The 12549-nt window shown below is 64.4% G+C and carries 13 protein-coding genes; 11 read left to right on the top strand and 2 right to left on the bottom strand.

The window, feature by feature from the left end; all coding sequences use genetic code 11:
- Positions 1-35 precede the first annotated feature (35 nt).
- Positions 36-968 carry a LysR family transcriptional regulator gene (locus EEB15_RS06265; protein WP_141508780.1) on the bottom strand — a complete coding sequence of 311 codons (933 nt, stop codon included), beginning with the start codon at positions 966-968 and terminating at the stop codon, positions 36-38.
- Between the two features lie 113 nt (positions 969-1081).
- Between EEB15_RS06265 and EEB15_RS06260 the strand changes: the two genes are divergently transcribed.
- Genes EEB15_RS06260 through EEB15_RS06230 form a run of 7 tightly spaced genes read left to right on the top strand, consistent with a single transcriptional unit; the run spans position 1082 to position 7255 of the window.
- Positions 1082-1618, top strand: a complete 537-nt coding sequence (locus tag EEB15_RS06260; protein ID WP_141508778.1) for a thiamine pyrophosphate-binding protein — start codon at positions 1082-1084, stop codon at positions 1616-1618.
- On the top strand, positions 1618-2211 hold the full coding sequence (locus EEB15_RS06255; protein ID WP_141508776.1) for a thiamine pyrophosphate-dependent enzyme: 594 nt from the start codon (positions 1618-1620) through the stop codon (positions 2209-2211). The genes EEB15_RS06260 and EEB15_RS06255 overlap by 1 nt, the downstream gene beginning before the upstream one ends.
- A gap of 22 nt (positions 2212-2233) precedes the next feature.
- On the top strand, positions 2234-3202 hold the full coding sequence (locus EEB15_RS06250; RefSeq protein WP_141508774.1) for a tripartite tricarboxylate transporter substrate binding protein: 969 nt from the start codon (positions 2234-2236) through the stop codon (positions 3200-3202).
- 4 nt (positions 3203-3206) lie between these two features.
- Entirely contained in the window at positions 3207-4685 is a 1479-nt protein-coding gene (locus EEB15_RS06245; protein ID WP_141508772.1) for an aldehyde dehydrogenase, read from the top strand.
- Between the two features lie 30 nt (positions 4686-4715).
- On the top strand, positions 4716-5711 hold the full coding sequence (locus EEB15_RS06240; protein WP_141508770.1) for a tripartite tricarboxylate transporter substrate-binding protein: 996 nt from the start codon (positions 4716-4718) through the stop codon (positions 5709-5711).
- Between the two features lie 3 nt (positions 5712-5714).
- Positions 5715-6365, top strand: coding sequence for an alpha/beta hydrolase (locus EEB15_RS06235; protein ID WP_141508768.1), 651 nt, complete (start codon positions 5715-5717; stop codon positions 6363-6365).
- Positions 6362-7255, top strand: coding sequence for an amino acid ABC transporter substrate-binding protein (locus EEB15_RS06230; RefSeq protein ID WP_141508767.1), 894 nt, complete (start codon positions 6362-6364; stop codon positions 7253-7255). The genes EEB15_RS06235 and EEB15_RS06230 overlap by 4 nt, the downstream gene beginning before the upstream one ends.
- A gap of 4 nt (positions 7256-7259) precedes the next feature.
- On the opposite strand, the gene EEB15_RS06225 is transcribed toward EEB15_RS06230, so the two are convergent.
- Entirely contained in the window at positions 7260-8171 is a 912-nt protein-coding gene (locus tag EEB15_RS06225; protein ID WP_141508765.1) for a LysR family transcriptional regulator, read from the bottom strand.
- A 64-nt stretch (positions 8172-8235) separates the two neighbouring features.
- Here EEB15_RS06225 and EEB15_RS06220 point away from each other — a divergent pair, with 64 nt between their 5' ends.
- From EEB15_RS06220 to EEB15_RS06200, 4 genes are all read left to right on the top strand, one after another.
- The gene (locus tag EEB15_RS06220) at positions 8236-8925 is read left to right on the top strand and encodes an RraA family protein (protein WP_141508763.1); all 690 of its coding nucleotides are present in this window, start codon (positions 8236-8238) and stop codon (positions 8923-8925) included.
- The gene (locus EEB15_RS06215; RefSeq protein ID WP_141508761.1) at positions 8922-9899 is read left to right on the top strand and encodes a tripartite tricarboxylate transporter substrate binding protein; all 978 of its coding nucleotides are present in this window, start codon (positions 8922-8924) and stop codon (positions 9897-9899) included. Before EEB15_RS06220 ends, EEB15_RS06215 begins: the two co-directional genes overlap by 4 nt.
- 3 nt (positions 9900-9902) lie before the next feature.
- Complete coding sequence (locus tag EEB15_RS06210) at positions 9903-10574, top strand: RraA family protein (RefSeq protein WP_141508759.1); 672 nt, start codon at positions 9903-9905, stop codon at positions 10572-10574.
- Between the two features lie 955 nt (positions 10575-11529).
- Entirely contained in the window at positions 11530-12528 is a 999-nt protein-coding gene (locus tag EEB15_RS06200) for a tripartite tricarboxylate transporter substrate-binding protein (RefSeq protein ID WP_158290007.1), read from the top strand.
- Positions 12529-12549 lie beyond the last annotated feature (21 nt).

The raw sequence follows: 12549 nt of genomic DNA, 5'->3' as shown, positions 1-12549 counted from the left end.
GGCATGCCATCTATCTGGCTGGTGGTGCGCCTCTTTCATCCCTCTATCCAGCGCGCTTCGAGCCAAGCTCCCCGGTGCACGGCATCCTTGACACATTGAGCCAGCAGATCGGCCGTGCGCCGCACGTGCTGGCCGACCGCCCGGTTCGCCGAAAGCGCGAGAACGATGGTCCGCGTGATATCGGGCTTGCACAGGGGCGCGGCCGTGACCTGCTTGCGGGCGAGCTCGTCTGCGAAAGCGATCGGCGGAAGGATTGTGAGGCCGTGGCCGCCCAGGACAAGGCTCTTCTGGATGCTCATTGCATTCGTCTCGGCAGCCACCGTCAGCGTCACGTTCGAAACCGCGCAGGCATGGTCCACGAGCATGCGAATACCATGCGGCCCGCTAGGAAGGATCAGCGGCCGCCCCGCCAGACTGGCCAGGGACACAGGCTTTTGCCGGCGCAGTTTGGCCGACGCCGGTCCGACCACCCAGAGTGCCTCGTCGAGCAACGGCCTGGCTTGGATGTTGGGCGCTCGCTCGACGCCGTAGAGGAGGGCAATGTCGATCTCACCGCTTTCCAGCCACTGGTGCAAGGTACCTGCATAGCCCATGGCGATCCTCATGCGGATGCCCGGATAGGCCGCCGCCACGGAACTCACCAGCGCGTTTGAGAGAAGCTCAGTCGTACTGGGCAGCAACCCCACGGTCACCAGCCCACCGATGCCGTTGACCGCACCGCCGACCTCGGCCCTTGCCCTGTCGAGTTCCAGCATGGCGCGGCGCGCGTAGACCAGCAGCGCCTTGCCCGAATCGGTGAGCACCATGCCATGGCGCTCCCGCTCGAACAACTCGGCGCCGATGTCCTCCTCCAGGAGCCGAAGCTGGCGCGACACGGCGGGTTGCACCAGGTTGAGCAACTCCGCCGCGCGGGTGACGTTGCCCGTGTCCGCGACTGTGAGGAATGCGCGCAACTGTTTGAAGTCCATGAAGGTTTCGCAATGACGGCGTGTGATGGAGGTATTCCAAAATTCTATTTCAACATCGAACACATCAGATTCTATGATTCCTCATCGTCATTTCACCGCCACCGCTGATTGCAATGGATCACTCCGCCGACACCACCCCTGCCTGGCAGCAGGACATCTTCAAGGTCTTGAAGGAGGGCGGCGTGCGCCAGATCGCGTACGTCCCCGACGCCGGCCACTCGCACGTGATCCGCAGCGCCATCGCGGACCCGGACATCGAGGACATTGTCCTGACCACCGAAGAGGAGGGCGTCGCAGTTGTCAGCGGGGCCTGGCTCGGTGGCCAGCGCGCCGTGCTGCTGATGCAAAGCAGCGGCGTCGGCAACTGCGTCAACATGTTTTCGCTGCTGGCCTGCGCGAATTTTCCCTTCTTCACGCTGGTGACGATGCGCGGCGAGTACGCGGACTTCAACCCCTGGCAAGGACCGATGGGCCGCGCGACCCAAGGCGCGCTCGAGCTCATGGGCATCACGGTGCTTCGCGCGTCGGACCCGGACCAGGTCGAGGAGATCGTCAGGGCCGGCTTCGACGCCGCCTTCGAGGCGGGTGACCGGGTTGCGGTGCTGCTGGGGCAGAACCTGATCGGACGCAAGAAGTGGGAGCGCAAGTGATGAACAACGGCATCAGCAAGACGGCCGACCGCCGCGAATTCGTCTCCAGGCTTCTGGGCGCGTTGCCGGAAGCTCTGGTCGTCACAGGCCTCGGCTCCGCCTCTTATGACGTCTTCGCAGCCGGCGATCGCGACAAGAACTACTACCTCTGGGGCGCGATGGGCGGTTCCACCTCGTTGGCCCTGGGGCTCGCCCTCGCGCAGCCGGACAAGTCCGTGGTCGTGGTCACCGGAGACGGCGAACAGCTGATGGGAATCGGCAGCCTGGCCACCATCGCGGCAAAGCAGCCCCGCAACCTCACGATCGTGGTGCTCGACAACGGTCACTTCGGCGAAACCGGCATGCAGCGCAGCCACACGAGCCTGGGCACCGACCTGGTCGCCGTGGCGAAGGGCTGCGGTATCGCGAGTGCCTTTGCCGTCGACAGCATTGAGCGTTGCGGCGAGATAGCGGACCGGGCCGCGGCTCGGCAGGGAACAACGTTCGTGCAGGTGCGCATCGCCGCGAACGAACCGCCCCGGGCCCTGCCGCCGCGCGACGGCGTCCATATCAAGAACCGCTTTCGCGCCGCGCTCGGCTTCGAGCCCTTCTGATTCCATCCAAGGAGACAACGCGATGACGTCAGTTGTGTGGAAGACCTTGGGCCTTCTCTTCGCGCTCACGCTGGCGCCGCTGCCCGCGCTCGCGCAGGCCTACCCGGCCAAGCCGATCAAACTGGTCGTGACCTGGCCGCCGGGCGGCTCGGCCGACGCGATCGGCCGGCTGGTCGCCGGCGCCCTGGCCGTGGAGTTGGGCCAGAGCGTCTTTGTGGAGAACGCCGCGGGTGCCTCCGGCAACATCGGCACACAGCAGTTCGTGCGTTCGCAGCCCGATGGCTACACGCTGCTGCTGGCGACGAGCACGACCAACGCGGCAAGCCCCGCGCTGTTCACCAAGATCGGCTTCCACCCGATCACTGACTTCGTGCCGGTCGCGCCCATCGCACTGTCCCCGAGCATCCTCATCGTGCCCGCGGCCTCACCCTACAAGTCGCCGAAAGACATCGTCGCTGCGGCGAAGGCGAACCCTGGCAAGCTGGCCTACGGGTCCGGCGGCAACGGCAACTCCGGCCACCTCAGCGCGGAGTTGTTCAAGTCCGTCGCCAAAGTCGACGCCCAGCACGTCCCGTACAAGGGCAACGCGCCGGCGATGGTGGACCTGATCGGTGGACAGATCGATTTCATGTTCGACAACGGGGCCGTCGCGATGATCCAGGGCGGGAAGGTGCGAGGCCTTGCCGTTGCTTCCGAGCGGCGCCTGGCGGCTGTTCCCGACATTCCGACATTTGCCGAACTGGGGTGGCCGGGCGTGCAGCTGAGCACCTGGTTCGGCATGGCGGCGCCCAAGGGCACGCCGGCCGCGGTGGTCGAGAGGCTGAACAACGCCATGACCGCGGCACTGCAAAAGCCCGAGATCGCCAAACGGCTCCAGGACATGGGCGCCGAACCCAAGACATCCACCCCCGCCGCATTCGCGTCCTTCTGGACGTCGGAGCTTGATCGCTACCGCGACCTCGTCAAGCTCAGTGGCGCCAAGATCGAGTAGCGCCATGAAGCGATACCAGTTGCGAATCGACGGCCAGTCGGTGGACCCCGAAGGCGGGACCTGGTTCGAAACCCAGAACCCCTACACCGGCCAGGCCTGGGCGGAAATTCCACGCGCCGACGCGCGTGACGTGGACCTCGCCGTGCAGGCCGCCCATCGCGCAGTCACCCAAGGCCCATGGGCGGAGATGTCGGCCAGCCAACGCGGCATGCTGCTGCATCGGCTAGGCGACCTCATCGCGCGCGACGCGGCCAAGCTGGCGGCCATCGAAGTCCGCGACAACGGCAAGCTGCTGGCGGAGATGCTGGGCCAGCTGAACTACATCCCCCAGTGGTACTACTACTACGGCGGCCTCGCCGACAAGATCCAGGGCGCGACCTTGCCGCTGGACAAGAAGGGCTACTTCAGCTTCACGCGCCATGAGCCGCTGGGCGTGGTGGCCGCCATCACGCCGTGGAACTCGCCGCTGATGCTGGCGAGCTGGAAGATTGCCCCGGCCCTCGCCGCCGGCTGCACCATCGTCGTCAAGCCTTCAGAGTTCACATCGGCTTCGACGCTCGAGTTTGCCGAACTGTTCGACGAGGCTGGATTTCCGCCGGGCGTGTTCAACGTGGTCACGGGCTTCGGCTCAGAAGTCGGCACGCCGCTGGTCGAGCACCCGTTGGTGCGCAAGATCAGCTTCACCGGCTCGGACACCACCGGACGCATCATCAACGAGAAAGCGGCGCGACACTTCAAGCACACGGCCATGGAACTGGGCGGAAAGTCGCCCAACATCGTGTTTGCAGACGCGGACCTCGACCAAGCGGTGTTTGGTGCCATCTCGGGCATCTTCGCGGCCACCGGCCAGACCTGCATCGCCGGCTCGCGCCTGCTGGTGCAAGACAGCATCTACGACGACTTCGTGGCGAAGCTGCTGGCGGTGGCAAAAACAGCGCGCATGGGCGACCCGATGGATGCGAGCACGCAGGTGGGCCCGGTCACCACGCCGCCGCAGTTCAAGAAGGTGCTCGAGTACATCACCGTGGCCCGCCAGGAGGGCGCCACCCTCCTGCTGGGCGGCGAGCGCGGCAACGCGCCGGAATGCGGCGACGGCTGGTTCGTGCAGCCGACGATCTTCGGCGGCGTGCGCAACGACATGCGCATCGCGCAGGAGGAGGTGTTCGGCCCGGTGCTCTCCATCCTGCGCTTCAAGGACGAGGCCGAGGCCGTGGCGATCGCGAACGACGTGCGCTTCGGCCTGGCCGCCGCGGTGTGGACGAGCGACATCGGCCGGGCCCTTCGCATGTCCGAGAAGCTGCAGGCCGGAACGGTGTGGATCAACACCTACCGCGCGATCAGCTACCTGGCGCCCTTCGGCGGCTACAAGGATTCCGGCCTCGGCCGCGAGAACGGAATCGACGCGATCCGCGAGTACCTGCAGGTGAAAAGCGTGTGGATCAACAGCGGCGCGGTCGCGGGCAATCCATTCGTGATGCGTTGAGCAGACCTGACACGTTGGGGAAAAAACGAAATGAAAACTTTGAACATGATGCGGCGCGCGGCAGCTGTCGCTGGAGCGATGCTGGCATGCCTCGCCCTGCCGCTTGCGGCTTCCGCGCAAACGTATCCGAGCAAGGCCATCACCTTGGTCGTGCCATTCGCCGCCGGTGGGCCGACCGACGTGGTGGCCCGCACCTTGGGTGCGGTGATGACGAAGTCCCTCAACCAGACGGTGGTGATCGAGAACAAGGTGGGTGCCGGCGGAACCATTGCCGCAGCCACCGTGGCGCGCGCCGCGCCCGACGGCTACACCTTCCTCATCCACCACAACGGCATGGCGACGGCACCGGCGTTGTACCGCAAGTTGCCCTACAACCCGCTCGCGGATTTCGAGTACGTGAGCCAGGTCATCGACGTGCCGATGACGGTGATCGGGCGCAAGGATCTGCCCGCCAGGGACTTCAAGGAACTGCTTGCGTACCTGAAGACCAGCGGGGACAAGGTCAACCTGGCGCATGCCGGCCTGGGCGCCGTTTCCCATTTGTGCGGCATGCTCTTTCGCCAGGCCGTCGGAGTCGACCTGACGACCGTGCCCTACCAAGGGACCGGCCCGGCGATGAATGCCTTGCTGGCCGGGCAGGTCGACCTGTTGTGCGACCAGACGACGTCCACCACGGCCCACATCAAGGCGGGGTCGGTGAAGCTTTTCGGCGTGACGACTCCGAGCCGGCTCAAGACCTTGCCCGACACGCCCACGCTCGCCGAACAGGGTTTGAAGGGCTTCGAGGTCGTCGTGTGGCACGGCATCTACGCGCCAAAGGGCACGCCCAAGGAAGCGGTAGACAAGTTTGGCGCCGCGCTCAGGGCCGCGCTGAAGGATCCGGCGGTGGCGGTGCGGCTCGCCGAACTGGGCGCCGTGATCCCCACGGACGACAAACTCACCCCTCTTGGCCTGCAGAGCTGGCTGCAGCAGGAGACGCAGCGCTATGGGCCGGTGATCAAGGCGGCTGGCCAGTTCGCCGATTGACCCATGTTTGACCTGCGCGAAAGCGGTCCGCAATTGCTGGACGGGCCTGTCGGCCCGATGGAGGTCCTCATCGATCTCCCGAAGGGCCCCGCAGCCGGCATTGCCGTCGTCGCGCACCCGCAGCCACTGCTTGGAGGGCATGCGACGCACAAGGTGCCGCACATGCTTGCGCGCGGACTCGCGGAGGCTGGTTGGCTGGTGGCGCGTCCGAACTTTCGCGGGGTCGGGCGCAGCGCAGGAGCGCATGACGCTGGCCTGGGCGAGACGGAGGACGTTCTTGCGCTCTGCGCAGTGCTGCGTGAAATCCGCCCGGACCTGCGGTTGGCATTGATCGGCTTTTCCTTCGGGGCCTTCGTCCTGGCACGCGTGGCGCGGTCGATGGCCGAGCGCGCCACGCCGCCCTGGCGTGTCTGCCTGGCCGGAATGCCGACCGGCGATGTCGATGGCCAACGCCGCTACGACACGCCAGGCGGCATCCCGGACGCGCTCGTCGTTCATGGCGAGCTCGACGAGCGCGTGCCGCTGAAGGCCGTGCTGGACTGGGCAAGGCCGCACGCCCAACCGGTCACCGTCGTTCCGGGCGCGGACCATTTCTTCACGGGCCGGCTTCACGTGCTGCGCTCACTCGTTCTATCCCATATGGAGACTTCATGAAACTGAAACTTGCCCTTGCCGCCGCGGCCGTTCTTGCTCTGCAAACCGTGACCGCTCACGCCCAGCCGAAGGACACGCTGCAGAAGATCAAGGAGACCGGTGTCATCCAGCTTGGCGGCCGGGACGCCTCGTTCCCCTTCTCGTACAAGACCAGTGCAGACGCCAATCCGATCGGCTTCTCGGCCGACTTGTGCATGAAAGTTGTGGAGGCGGTGAAGGCGAAGCTCGACATGCCGAAACTCAGGGTCCAGTACACGATCGTGACGCCGGCCAACCGCATCCCGCTGGTGCAAAACGGAACTGTCGACCTCGAATGCAGCACCACCACGAACACCGTTGCGCGCGGCCAGCAAGTGGATTTCGCGCCGACGCACTTCGTGGGGAGCGTGGCCGCTGCGGTCAAGAAGACTTCGGGCGTCGACAGCATGGCGCACCTCGACGGCAAGCGAGTGGCGACCGTGACCGGCAGCACGGCGATTCAATTGCTGCGTGCCTACCGCCGCAGCGAGAAGGTGGACATCGCGGAGGTGTCCGGCAAGGACATTTCCGAAGCGTTCCTGATGCTCTCGTCGGACCGTGCTGTCGCGATGATCCTGGAAGACGTGCAGCTCGCCGGGCTGATCGCGCAAGTCCGCAATCCGGGCGAATACAAGATACTGGACGAACGCCTGCGCGACGAGCCCTACGGCTTCATGTACCGCAAGGACGACATCCAGTTCAAGACGCTGGTCGACAGGACGGTGGCCGCCGTGATGAAGAGCGGGGAAATCAACGAGCTCTACGCCAAGTGGTTCACCCGCCCTGTGCCGCCGGCCAACATCAACCTGAACTTCCCCATGTCGCCCGCAGTGCGCGAGGCCTACAAGAATCCGAACAATCGGGGAATCTGAAGCTTCATCCTGCTGGGCGCTCGTGCGGCACCTGCTCGCGCAGCTTGGCCAGAAGAGCGTCGGCCAACGGATGAACCAGGCCGCTCTTTCGAACGGCAAGGACCTTGCTATGGACTTCCAGGTCGGCAATGGGCACGAAGCGAATGTCGGTCCGGTTGTTGGCCGCGACGCTTCGGCCCACCACCGTCGTCCCCAGGCCCGCGGCCACCAGCGCCAGCGCCGTGTGGATCTCCTTGGCCTCGTGACCGACCTGGACCTTGGCGCCGGCCAGCTCCAGGATGTTGAGCACCTGCCGGGAGAAATGCGCGTTGGCCACCTTCGGGTAGCTGATGTAGGGCAGCGCCTCCAGGTCCGCGGCATTCAACGAGTCACGCGCAATCAGCGGATGCTGGAGCGGCAGGGCGGCGACGAGAGGATCGTCGAACAGCTCTGTGTAGTGCAGGTCCGGCTCACGGATGAACGCTCCAAGGGTCCGCGCAATGGCAAGGTGAATGACGCCGCTGCGCAATGCTGCCGGCTGCTCCTCGGTGAGGATCTCCAGCAGGTCGATGCGCACGTTCGGATAGGCGGCCTGCATCGCGCGCACCGCCTCGGGCAGGATCGAAAAGATCGTGGATCGCGTGAAGCCGATACCGAGCCAGCCGAGATTGCCGGCCGCGATGCCTTGGGCCTCCAGCTCGAGCCGCCTGGCGGCCGACAGCAACTCCTTCGCTTTCGCGTAGACGAATTCGCCGAGCGGCGTCAGCGTCATGGGCCGGCTGCTGCGGTCGAACAAAGGCCCGCCGAGCAATTCTTCGAACTGGCTGATCTGCATGCTGATGGCCGTTGCCGCCACGAACAACTTGCCTGCGGCCGTCCGGGCATTGCCGGAGTCCACGACCTCGCAAAAGTACCGAAGCTGCTTCAGGTTCAGCATTTCTGAATATTAGTTCAGAAATCGGAAGTTGAATTCATTTATTCACTGTTCCATCATTCGCTCCATGAACAACGACATCACCCAAACCGACTGGTTCGCGCAAGCGCGAACCCTCACCACTGCGGAAATCTCCGACGCACTCGACGCGCTGAAGCTGCCGGGCAGCGCCCTGGGCATTCGCCCGGTGGCCGGGCCCGCCAAGCTGTTCGGCTTCGCGTACACCGTGCGCTTCGCGCCGATCGACCGTTCCTCGCCGGGAACGGTGGGGGACTTTCTCGACAAGCTGGGACCCGATACCGTGGCCGTGCTCGACAACGGCGGGCGCCTCGACTGCACCGTGTGGGGCGGCATCATGAGCCGCCTGGCTGCGCACAAGGGCCTGGCGGGCACGGTGATCCACGGCGTGTGCCGCGACACCGCCGAAGCCGACGAGGCAGGCTACCCGCTGTATGCCAACGGCCGCTTCATGCGCACCGGCAAGGACCGCGTGCAAGTGGAGGCATACGAGCAGCCGGTGTCGCTCGGCGACGTGCGCGTGTGCCCGGGGGACCTCGTCGTTGGCGACGCCGACGGCATCGTGGTGGTGCTGCGAGCCCGAATTCAAGACGTGCTCACGAAGGCCCTCGAAACCCGGACGATCGAGGAGAAAATTCTCGCTGCGGCCCTGGGCGGTATGCCCCTGGTTGAAGCCCGCAAGCAGTTCAAGTACCACACGCTGCAACGCGCCGTGGATTCTCCTCTGGCGGCGTCATGAAGACCGCATCCGTCCTGTCCGCCATTGCCTTCGGCGTGGCCCTGCTGTCGATTCCGGCGGGAGCCTTCGCGCAATCGGCCTATCCCTGTGCTACCGTCAAGCTCGTATCGCCTTATCCGCCGGGCGGCACCACCGACCTGCTGGCGCGGCTGGTCCAGCCGGGTTTGGCGAAAGAACTTGCAACCACCGTGATCGTCGAGAACAAGGCCGGCGCGAGCGGCAACATCGGCACCGAGTTCGTCGCCACGGCCGCCCCCGATGGCTGCACGCTGCTCCTGGGCAACAACACCGGCGTGGCGATCAACCGCAATCTCTACAAGTTGCGGGTGGACCCAGTGAAGGGCCTGGCCGCGATCGGGCCGGTCGCCTCGGTTCCCCTGGTGCTGTACGTCCATTCGGGCGTACCGGCTGCCAACCTCAGCCAGCTGGTCGACCTGGCGAAGAAGAACCCGGGCAAGCTCAGCTACGCGTCCGCCGGCAGCGGCAGCCCGCAACACCTGATGGGTGAACTGCTCAAGCTGGAGCAGAAGATCTCGCTCGTCCACATTCCATACAAGGGCTCGGGGCCGGCGATCCAGGACGTGGTGGCGGGACAGGTGCAAGTCTCGTTCGAGGCCATGAGCGTGATCGGTCCCCAGCTCACGTCGGGCCGCGTCCGTGCCCTCGCCACAACGGGCAGTGCGCGCTCCGCAAGCCTGCCCAACGTGCCCACCATGAAGGAGCTGGGCATGCCCGACTTCGTGACCGAGAACTGGTACGGCGTGTTCGCGCCGGCCAACACACCGCCCGCTCTCGTGCAACGCCTGAACACGGCGCTCAACGCCGTGCTGGAAACAAAGGAAGTCCGTGCGAGCCTGGACAAGATGGGCTCCGCGGATGTCAAGACAACGCCTGAGGCGTTCACCAAGTTCATCGCGAGGGAACTGCCCTTGTGGGAATCCGTGGTCAAGCGCTCCGGCGCAAAGGTAGATTGAAATATGTCGGTGTTCAACGGAATCGAAATCAACGCTCGTGTGAAAGAAGACGCCGCCGCCGTGGAGGCCCTGCGGGGCCTGCCGACCTCGGTGATCGGAGACGTGATGGGTGGCCGGCTCATCGGAACGACCGCGTTGCGGCTGGTGAACCGGTCCTCGGCCAGCACCTGCGGCAACGCCTTCACCGTGCGAGTGCGAGCCGGTGACAATCTGCTCATCCACAAGGCGCTGGGCCTCCTGGAGCCCGGCGATGTTCTGGTGGTAGACGGCGAGGGCGACGTTTCTCGCGCGCTCGTGGGCGAGATCATGATGACGATGGCGCGCGTGCGCGGTGCGGTCTCGTTCGTGATGGACGGCGCGATCCGCGATGTCGATGCTTTCGAGGAGCATCGCTTCCCGTGCTGGGCGCGCGGCGTCAGCCTGCGTGGCCCTTACAAGGAAGGTCCCGGCAGCATCAATGTGCCGGTCATCATCGGCGGCATGCTTGTCCAGCCTGGGGACGTCATCGTCGGGGACCCTGATGGCATCGTTGCTGTGCCGGCGGCGCTTGCACGGGAAGTCGCGAACAAGGCCCGCGAAAAGGTGGGTCAGGAGCAGGAAACGATCGCTGCGATCCGTGCCGGCACCTACTCGGCCGCCTGGGTCGAAGCCACCCTCAGTCAGAAAGGCGCATGAAAGCCATTGTGTGAGCGGACCCGCCCAGCGGCATGACAGGGGCGGCCAACTTCAACCTGGACCGGCCCGATCTGGTGTCGCCGCGGCTTGCGGTGGCATGCGCGTCGCACGGTCCCCTTTCTGTTGCAGCGGCCCACTGTCATCTTTTAGTTTCCGGAGCGAGAGGGATCAGCTCCGGCCGTGTCGGGCAAAAATCCATGGGCATGACAGTAATTCGTTGGCACGCGAGTTTTTTTCCACGGAGCATCCAATCGTGGGTTCCGCATGGTGAAGGTGGGGCTTCAGGTTCTGACATTCAGGCTGCCGCTGCTGCCTGCCTGGGCAGTGCTGGACGGGTCGGCGCTTGTATGGTTGCCTACGCTCCTGTCGCAGGCACTTGGCCTGCGACGTGCACACCAAGGTGGCGGAACTGATCGGAGAGGCCAAACGCCACGTATGGATCTAGGCGCACCATCTCGAGCTCGAATCGCATTTCGAAGCGCTGGCCAACTTCTTCCTCTCGGCCAGGAGGAACTCCCTGAACTTCTCCGGCGTGCTGCCCGCTGGATCCAAGCCGTCCTGAATTAGCCGGCTTGAGATTGCCGGCGTGGCGAGTACCTTGGCAATCTCTCGCTGCTGCAACCGGGAGACGACCGCAGGAGGTGTGTTCTTTGGCGTGTGCGCCGTGCCGTGCACGGTTCCAATTTTGGTTCCCCGCAGCAATGCGCTTGCGACGGCTTCGTCCGATTCCTGGAGCGTACCGGCAGACTCGCCAATCAAACGCCAACATCATCTGCAGACGCTCCTTAGCCTTCAATAGGCGGGGCATATCAATCCATTCCGCGATTCGAATTATGCAAAGCCCGTCGCTACGCCTACTGTCGTGTTTGGCACCTGGGCAACGGCTTTGGCCGCTCGCTGTGATGCGCGTGCAGAGCCTCTTCGTTTCCTCATTAACTCAACAATGCTCAAGAAAATGAAACAACAACCCTCTGTGTTGGATGCCCACAGGCGTACCCTGATTCGAGGGGCGGGAGGTGTGGCACTCCTCTCTGCTGTCGGTCATCCGGTCGCTCAGACCAAGCTCTCGCCGTTGAAGATAGTCTGCGGTTACGCTGCAGGCGGCACGGTTGACCAACTCAGCCGCCAGGTCGCCAGCAAGATGCAGCTCGAATATACGCATTCGGTGATTGTGGACAACAAACCTGGGGCCCTCGGTCAGCTAGCGATCAGCCAAGTCAAGATGCAGCCCACCGATGGCAACACAATTTTGGCGTCACCGATGCCTTTGCTGTCTCTGTTCCCCCATGTATACAAAAGCCTGCCGTACGATCCAGTGGCGGACTTCGTCATCTTGACTGCAGCGACCAGGGCGCCGTATGCATACGCGGTGGGGCGGATGGTGCCCGTTTCGGTTCGTTCGGTAAAGGACTATTGGGCGTGGGTCAAGACAGATTCGAAGCATGCCACTGTTGCTGTTGCTGGCGTACTTCCTCAACTGATCTGCCTGATGATGTCCAAAATCTCCGGAGTCGAGATGGTGCCGGCGATGTATCGAGGTGGTCAGTTGGCAGCGCTGGATGCTCTTGCGGGCAACGTTCCGGCGATGGTGGCTTCGCTCGGGGACATTAAGCCCCACCTCGGTGAAGGGAAACTCAGGTTACTAGCCCTTGCCAGCGACAACCGGAACCCGTCAGTTCCCGAAGTGCCAACCTTTGCGGAGCAGGGCATCTCTGACATGGATGTCAGTGCGTATACCTCGTTTTTCGTTCGAGCGGGAACGTCTTCGGAAATCGTCGAGCGTCATAGCACGGCACTGCGCGCAGCGCTCGCGCAGAAGGACGTTATTGACGCGCTTGGCCGCCTGGCGATGGAGGTTGTTCCAGCAGATCCGAAGGAGTCGACGGAGATCCTGAAAAAGGATAGCGAAAAATGGGCTGCTTTTGTGAAGCGCATTGGTTACGCGCCGACCTGAACGCTCAGGACGCCGCGATCT

This window comes from Ramlibacter sp. WS9 (genome assembly GCF_003797765.1).
Taxonomy (GTDB): Bacteria; Pseudomonadota; Gammaproteobacteria; order Burkholderiales; family Burkholderiaceae_C; genus Ramlibacter.
This window is presented reverse-complemented; position numbering and strand designations above follow the sequence as displayed.

What these genes read in the sequence shown, in the direction of transcription:
- EEB15_RS06265 (WP_141508780.1), bottom strand. Translation starts at nt 968, where the DNA reads ATGGACTTCAAACAGTTGCGCGCATTCCTCACAGTCGCGGACACGGGC.
- EEB15_RS06215 (WP_141508761.1), top strand. Translation starts at nt 8,922, where the DNA reads ATGAAGACCGCATCCGTCCTGTCCGCCATTGCCTTCGGCGTGGCCCTG.
- EEB15_RS06240 (WP_141508770.1), top strand. Translation starts at nt 4,716, where the DNA reads ATGAAAACTTTGAACATGATGCGGCGCGCGGCAGCTGTCGCTGGAGCG.
- EEB15_RS06235 (WP_141508768.1), top strand. Translation starts at nt 5,715, where the DNA reads ATGTTTGACCTGCGCGAAAGCGGTCCGCAATTGCTGGACGGGCCTGTC.
- EEB15_RS06210 (WP_141508759.1), top strand. Translation starts at nt 9,903, where the DNA reads ATGTCGGTGTTCAACGGAATCGAAATCAACGCTCGTGTGAAAGAAGAC.
- EEB15_RS06220 (WP_141508763.1), top strand. Translation starts at nt 8,236, where the DNA reads ATGAACAACGACATCACCCAAACCGACTGGTTCGCGCAAGCGCGAACC.
- EEB15_RS06225 (WP_141508765.1), bottom strand. Translation starts at nt 8,171, where the DNA reads ATGCTGAACCTGAAGCAGCTTCGGTACTTTTGCGAGGTCGTGGACTCC.
- EEB15_RS06260 (WP_141508778.1), top strand. Translation starts at nt 1,082, where the DNA reads ATGGATCACTCCGCCGACACCACCCCTGCCTGGCAGCAGGACATCTTC.
- EEB15_RS06255 (WP_141508776.1), top strand. Translation starts at nt 1,618, where the DNA reads ATGAACAACGGCATCAGCAAGACGGCCGACCGCCGCGAATTCGTCTCC.
- EEB15_RS06200 (WP_158290007.1), top strand. Translation starts at nt 11,530, where the DNA reads ATGAAACAACAACCCTCTGTGTTGGATGCCCACAGGCGTACCCTGATT.
- EEB15_RS06245 (WP_141508772.1), top strand. Translation starts at nt 3,207, where the DNA reads ATGAAGCGATACCAGTTGCGAATCGACGGCCAGTCGGTGGACCCCGAA.
- EEB15_RS06250 (WP_141508774.1), top strand. Translation starts at nt 2,234, where the DNA reads ATGACGTCAGTTGTGTGGAAGACCTTGGGCCTTCTCTTCGCGCTCACG.
- EEB15_RS06230 (WP_141508767.1), top strand. Translation starts at nt 6,362, where the DNA reads ATGAAACTGAAACTTGCCCTTGCCGCCGCGGCCGTTCTTGCTCTGCAA.